Annotated in this window: 5 protein-coding genes; 4 read left to right on the forward strand and 1 reads right to left on the reverse strand. The window is 68.3% G+C overall.

Annotated elements, in window-relative coordinates; genetic code table 11:
• Positions 1-11 precede the first annotated feature (11 nt).
• Positions 12-3,008 (forward strand): SpoIID/LytB domain-containing protein, encoded by a 2,997-nt coding sequence (locus ACH2AT_RS07235; RefSeq protein WP_394964761.1) that lies wholly within the window; start codon positions 12-14, stop codon positions 3,006-3,008.
• Positions 3,009-3,252: 244 nt separating this feature from the next.
• Positions 3,253-4,395, forward strand: coding sequence for an LCP family protein (locus tag ACH2AT_RS07240; protein ID WP_394964763.1), 1,143 nt, complete (start codon positions 3,253-3,255; stop codon positions 4,393-4,395).
• A 166-nt stretch (positions 4,396-4,561) separates the two neighbouring features.
• Here the strand turns inward: ACH2AT_RS07240 and rpsT are convergent, their stop codons facing one another.
• Positions 4,562-4,825, reverse strand: coding sequence for a 30S ribosomal protein S20 (gene rpsT / locus ACH2AT_RS07245; RefSeq protein ID WP_394964765.1), 264 nt, complete (start codon positions 4,823-4,825; stop codon positions 4,562-4,564).
• Positions 4,826-5,015: 190 nt separating this feature from the next.
• Here rpsT and gpr point away from each other — a divergent pair, with 190 nt between their 5' ends.
• Positions 5,016-5,819 (forward strand): GPR endopeptidase, encoded by an 804-nt coding sequence (gene gpr, locus ACH2AT_RS07250; RefSeq protein WP_394964767.1) that lies wholly within the window; start codon positions 5,016-5,018, stop codon positions 5,817-5,819.
• 64 nt (positions 5,820-5,883) lie between these two features.
• Positions 5,884-6,738 (forward strand): stage II sporulation protein P (locus tag ACH2AT_RS07255; protein ID WP_394964769.1); only part of this gene is annotated, 855 nt, incomplete at its 3' end.

A 6,738-nucleotide genomic window follows, 5' to 3' on the forward strand; every position in this document is an offset into this window, starting at 1 on the left:
AGGTGAACGCCATGGAACAAAACTCCTGCTCACTGGTGCTGCGGCTGTTCGGCCCGCAGCTGGACCAGGTGACCCAGGTGCTGCGCACCGCCGCGAGCCAGGGCTGCCCGGGCCTGAACCTTCTGATGAAAAACGGCGAGTACGCCGTCTGCGTCACCGCCCGGGGCGGGAACGCCGCCTCGGTCTGCCGCCGCTGGCAGGACTACTTTGAAAGCCGCTTCGGCGACGCGGTGTTCTGCGTGGGCGAAACGAGCCTGGCCAATGTGGCGGTGGAGGCGCTGGCAAAGTCCGGCCGGCTGTTCGTTGCGGCGGACGCCGCCACCGGCAAGCTGCTGGACGCCGCCCTCGCCGGATGCGACGCGGCGGGCAGCGTTTACGACTTCGGCGCCCAGAGCTACGCCCACCCCAAGCGGGGGGCGCGGGTGGCGCCCAACAAGCGCCTTCTGAAGAAATACCCCCACTGCCCGGTGCAGCCCGCCGCCACCCGCGCCCACGCGGCGCTGCGGGTCTCCGGGGCGGACTGGGCCGCAGCCTACTGCCCCGCAGGCGATCAGCATCCGGCCTTCGTGCTCACCTGCAACGACAAATACGCCTGGGTGCGGCCCCTGCCCGCGGGCGGCGACGAGCAGGCCCTGGCCGCCGGCTGGCTGCTGGACATGCTGCGCCGCATGGCCCAGGGCAGGGAGATGGACCCCTTTGTGGAGCGGTTCAAGCTGGGCGGCCCCGCCCCGAAACTGGAACTGCCCGGCCAGGCGCTGGCGGGCCTCGCCCGCACAGCGGCCCCCGCGCCGGCAGGCCAGGCGGCCCAAAGCGCCCCTGCGCCCGCAGCGGCCAAAGCAGCCGCCGCACCGCCCGCCCCCGAAGCCCCCAAGGCGGAGGCGGCCCCGGCCCAGCCCCCGCAGGCCCCGAAATCCGCCCCGGCCCAAAGCGCCCCCGCGCCCGCGGCCCCGGCCTTCACCGGCAAGGCGCCCCGGCCCGAGGGCGCGCCCGCCGGCCTTCTCGAGCCGGACGAACAGCTCACCAGCGCGGCGCAGCTGCTGTTCGGCGACGAAGCCCCCGAACCCGCCCATGAAGGGCAGGAGCAAAAGCCCTCCGGCCCCCACTGGGGGCGGCTGATCGGCTGCGTCCTGCTGGTGGCGGCCATTGCCGGCGGCGTGGCGCTGTGGCTGTGGCAGGGCGGCAAGCTGCCCGGCGGCGGCAGCGTGCTGGGCGACGTGGGCTACGGCACCGCCGACTACGACGACGCGGCCCGGGACTATCTGCTGGCCCAGCAGGCAAAGGACGCGGGCGTGGCGGCCTATCTGGCCCTGCCCGAACTGGACGGCTCGCTGGTCTGGTCCGCCGGCGCGGCGGCCCCCGGCGGCCGGCAGGGGGGCGTGGTGAACGCCGCCGAGGACGCCCTGCCCCGGTTCACCGGCTCGGAGACCCTGGGCCAGAGCCAGAGCAACGTGCTCGTGCGCTGCCCCGCCGCCTCCATGGAACAGCTCAGCGGGCTGGTGCAGGAGGAGGTGCTGAAGGAGAACAGCGGCTTCACCCTTTACACCGCCGACGGCGACTACCGCTACAAGGTGCTGGCGGTCTACGAGTGGGACCCCGCCGAAACGGGCGAGTCCGCCTTTGATCTCTACGGCCTGCAGGACCTGTCCAACTACGAGGACTACCTCACCTTCGTGCTGGGGGCCAAGGCCCGCAGCCTTTACGAGATGCCCGCCAATGTGCAGGACGGCGACGCCTTCGTCACCCTGGTGGCGGACAGCCCCTCCGCCAGCGGGCGGATGCTGGCCATCACCGGCCGCCAGCTGCGGGAAAACGAGGCCGCCATCCTCTTCGGCAACCAGGTGCAGCCCGCCGAGCAGCCCCTGATGCCCATGGCGGTGTATGAGAGCGAGGGCGTTTCCGCCCCCAGCCTCACCACCCTCAGCCAGTACTGGCTGAACTGGTACAAGACCGGCGGCGCCACCTCCAGCGACGTGCAGGAGGAGGCCGGCATGCCCGACGAGGACCGGCCTCTGAGCGAGGTGGGCGGCGGCGAAGCGGTGGAGCCTTCCGCTTCCCCTGCGCCGGACGCTTCCGCCAGCCCCGGCCCGTCCGCCTCGCCGGACGCCTCCGCCACCCCGAAGCCCAGCGCAACTCCCCCGGCCAGCACGCCGGCCACCGCCGCGCCCACACCGGGCCCGACCCCCGCGCCCACCCCCGAACCCACTCCCACCCCCACACCCTCTTCCGGCAGCACCATCACCGTCACCATGAACGGCGTGCGCCAGGAGATGGACCTGGTGGAGTGCCTGGCCATGATCGCCCGCAACGAGATGGGCGCGAACGCCCCGGTGGAGGCCTACAAGGCCCAGATAGTGGCGGCCCACAGCTGGATCCTCAGCCAGGGCGGCGCGCCCAGCGTGGCGGGCCGCGAGCCCAACGAGACCATCCGCGCCGCCGCCCGGGAAGTGGCCGGCCAGATCCTCACCTACAACGGCAGCGTGGCCTTCACCCCCTACTTTGCCTCCGCGGCCTTCGGCACCAACTCCAGCCAGGAGGTGTGGGGCGGCGCGCGGCCCTACCTCATCAATGTGGAAAGCCCCTACGACAAGGACTATGCCTCCAACTGGCAGAGCACCCGGGTCTACTACGCCAGCGAGGTGGCCGCCCGCGCCCAGGAGCGCCTGGGCGTGGACCTCTATGCCTACAGCTCCAACCCTGAGGACTGGTTTGGCGACATCGTCAAGAATTCCAGTGGCTACGTCACCAGCATCCGGGTGGGCACCGCCACCACCACCGGCCGCCAGCTGCGGGAGAGCGTGCTGAACAACGTCAACGGCAAGACCCTGCGCTCCGCCGCCTTCGACGTCGCCTACGACGCGGGCAGCGAGGCCTTCACCTTCACCGTCTGGGGCTACGGCCACGGCTGCGGCATGAGCCAGATGGGCGCCTGGGGCTACGCCGCCAACGGCTGGGGCTATGCGGACATCCTGGCCCACTATTACCCCGGCACCACCCTCGTCACTCAGTAAAACCCCCTTTCAAAAGCCCCTGTGCCGCCTGCATGGGGGCTTTTGTGCGCCGGCCACGCACAAAAGCAATGTAAAAATATAGTAAAATGGCAAAAAAACGGATGTGGTTTTGTGGCAATGGGCGAAAATGGGCAAAAAGCCTCCATTTTTCGTAAAAGATGGAGTATAATTCCTCTGTAACTCTTTTGACATTTTTGGCCCGCCCACCCGGGCCGCAAAAAACCGAAAGCGAGGGAACGACCCTTTGAACAAGCCGAAGAACAAACGCGGCGCCGTCAAACTGGCGCTGATCGTGCTGGCGGCAGTGCTGCTGGCCGCCTGCGGCGCCGTGTGGTACCTCTACAGCCAGGTGGCGCCCGCCCTGGACGAGGGCGAGGCCGGCCAGCTGAACCAGGTGCAGGACCCGGACCTGGCCTCCGAAGGCGACCGCACCTACAACCTGCTCTTGCTGGGCATCGACTACGACACCGACCGTGACTATGCCGAGGGCAAGGGCAACACCGACGTCATCCTCTACCTGCAGATCGACCGGGACGCGGGCACCGTGAACGCCTTCCAGATCCCCCGGGACACCTACTACGGCGAGGACATGGGCGATGGCAGAAAGGCCATCGAAGGCAAGATCAACGAGGTCTATGCCAACGGCCCCGACCAGGAAAACCTCATCAACAACATCGCCAACAAGATCTACGAGCTGTTCAGGCTGCCGGTGGACGACTATGTCACCATCGACATGAACGCTTTCAAGACCATGCTGAACAATATGGGCGGCATCGAGATGTATGTCCCCTGGGACATCATCACCGTAGACAAGAAAACCGGCAAGGAGGACCGGGTCTGCCCCCAGGGCACCCACCTCATCAGCGGCGACACCGCCGAGCTGATTTTGCGCAACCGCAACTACGCCACCGCCGACTATAAACGGCTGGAGACCCAGCAGTACTTTTACGCCGCCCTGGTCAAGACCTTCCTGGAGGACTACACCCTGGCGGACTACTACACCACCTGCAAGCTCATCGCCCACTACATCAACACCAGCCTGGACATCACCGACATCTGGGGCCTGTACGACACCATGCTCAAGATCGAGCCGGAAAACATCTTCATCGTGCGCGCGCCCGGCGGCTCGGCCCACATCAACGGCCACACCTGGGTGTATTACATCGACCGGGAGAACTGCGCCCGCATTTTAAACGAGCATTTCCGCAGCCCGGACAAGCCCGTGGCCGCCGAGGACCTGGGCCTTGCCACCGGCTATGAATATATCTCCGGCATGAACGTGGACGAAGGGCGCACCATGGGAAGCGTGATGGACGCCGCCGAAGAAGGCCAGCAGGAGCTGGACGCCTCCCCGGCGCCATCCTCTTCCTCCTCTGCGGCGAACTGAACCGAAAACCGAAAGGGCCGGCCCCAAAAGCGCGGGGGCCGGCCCTTTTTTGCCGGATGCGCCCGGCGCGGGGGGGTGCGGCGAAGCAACGCGCGCCCCGGCCCGAAAAAAAGGCAAAACAAAAGACCCGCCGAAACCGGCAGGTCTCTGTTTTCGTCTGGAAAAATCAGGCGTTGGCCTTGTTCGCGCGCTTCGCCATGCGGCTGATCTTGCGGGCGGCGGTGTTCTTGTGGACCACGCCTTTGCTCTGCGCCTTGGCGATGGTGGAAACAGCCACCTTGACAACGGCGTCCTTGTCAGTGGCATTCGCGGCGATGGCAGCGTTTGCCTTCTTGACGACTGTTTTCAGGTTGGACTTGATCGCCTTGTTGTGAAGGGCTTCCTTCTTGGACTGGACCACGCGATCCTTCTGGGATTTGATGTTAGGCATTCGTACCACCTCCTTACTACCCATAACAGTGCAATTTATAATACCACATTTGGGCGGCGCATGCAAGCGTTTTTTAAACTTTTTTCCGGCGGTATGGCGCGGGCGCTGACGGCCCACACTCCCATGGGGCCCCGCCGCGCCAAAAGGGCGCGGGCGGCGGCCACTTCATACCGCTGCGAGGTGCTTTTTCATGCCTGTTTACACCGACATCGCCGACGAGATCTACGGGCCCTCCAAAGGGCAGGTGCCCGGCGGGGTCAAGCTGTTCACCGCCCGCTCCGGGCCCATCACCCTCACTCGGGTGCAGATTACCCGCACCGGCCTTGCCCGCCCGGCGGGGCGCTACTCCACCCTGGAGATGCCCAGCCTCGCCGTGGCGGATTCGAAAGACGAGCGCTATGTCAGCGCCGTGGCGGGGGAGCTGCGGGCCATGCTGCCCGAAACGGGCGCGGTGCTGGTGGCGGGGGTGGGCAACCGCCGGGTCACGGCGGACGCGCTGGGCCCCCGGGCGGCGGGGGGCGTGCTGGTGACGCGGGGCATCGCGCCGGACAGCCGCACCGCCGAGCTGGGCCTGCGGGAGGTGTGCTGCGTCTCGCCCGGCGCGTCGGGGGAGACGGGCATCCCCCTGGCCCAGGTGCTTGCGGGGCTGGTGCGGGCGGTGAAGCCCGCCGCCCTCCTCTGCATCGACAGCCTGTGCACCTCCGACCCGGCCCGCATGGGCCGCACGGTGCAGATCAGCGACACCGGCCTGTGCCCCGCCCGGCCTTCCAGCGGCAAGTGCCTCACCCGGGCCATGCTGGGGGTGCCGGTGCTGGCGGTGGGCATCCCCACCATGATGGAGGCGGACGACCTTCTGGGCCGCCCGGGCTGCGTCGTCACCCCCCGCCAGCTGGACACGGTGGTGAAAAAGGGCGCGGAGCTGCTGGCCCTGGCGGTGAACAAGGCGCTGCAGCAGCGCCTGTCCATCGCGGAACTGTGCTATCTGGCCAACTGATGGAATGAAGAACGACCCCCGGCGCATATCCTTTCAGCAGGACTATGAAAAGGGGGGGGAGCCGTTGGCACATTCCAAAACGCTGCGGCGGCTGGGAACGCTGGCGCTGGCGGCGGCGGTGGGCACGGCGGCCATGGGCGCGGGCCGCTGTGCCGGCGTGCCGGACCTGGCGGGCAGCCTGGCGGTGGCGGGCAGCCTGCTGGCCAGTCCGGCGGCGGCCTTCGGCGCGGCGGACCGGATGTTCCGGCAGGAGGCGGTGGCTGCCGCCCAGACCGAGGTGGAGGACGCGGAGAGCCCGCCGGTGTTCACCACCCCGTCGCCCGAGGAACTGCTGCCCGAGGCCGCCCCCGCGCCCGAAGCCGCCGAGCCGGCGGCCCAGCCGGAAGAGGACGCGGAGGCCGCCCCGGCCCCCACCCCCGGCCCGCCCCCTGAGGGGATGGGCGCCATCGTGAGCGCCCACTACCAGCAGGGCAGCGGCGCCGCCTACATCCCCTGCGAAGCGGGCACCATCAAAAACTGCACCAGCCTCTCCGCCGCCGAGGTGGCCGAGGCGGCCTCGGCCCCGCTGCCCTTCAGCATCGAGGTGGGCTCGGATGAGCCCCAGGTGCTCATCATGCACACCCACGCCACCGAGAGCTATGAGCTGGAGGACCTGGGCTGGTTCGACCCGGAATACACCTGCCGCCGCACCGACACCAGCCTCAACATGGTGGCGGTGGGGGCAGCCATCGCCGGGCAGCTGAACGCGGCGGGCATTGCGACGGTGCAGGACGCCACCCTCCACGACTACCCCAGCTACAACGGCAGCTACGAGCGCAGCAACGCCACGGTGCGCAGTTATCTGGAAAAATACCCCAGCATCAAGGTGGTGCTGGACGTCCACCGGGACGCCATCGAGACCGGCGAGGGCCGGGTGAAG

It is taken from the genome of Candidatus Allofournierella excrementigallinarum (assembly GCF_944388085.1).
In the GTDB taxonomy this organism is placed as follows: Bacteria; Bacillota; Clostridia; order Oscillospirales; family Ruminococcaceae; genus Allofournierella_A; species Allofournierella_A excrementigallinarum.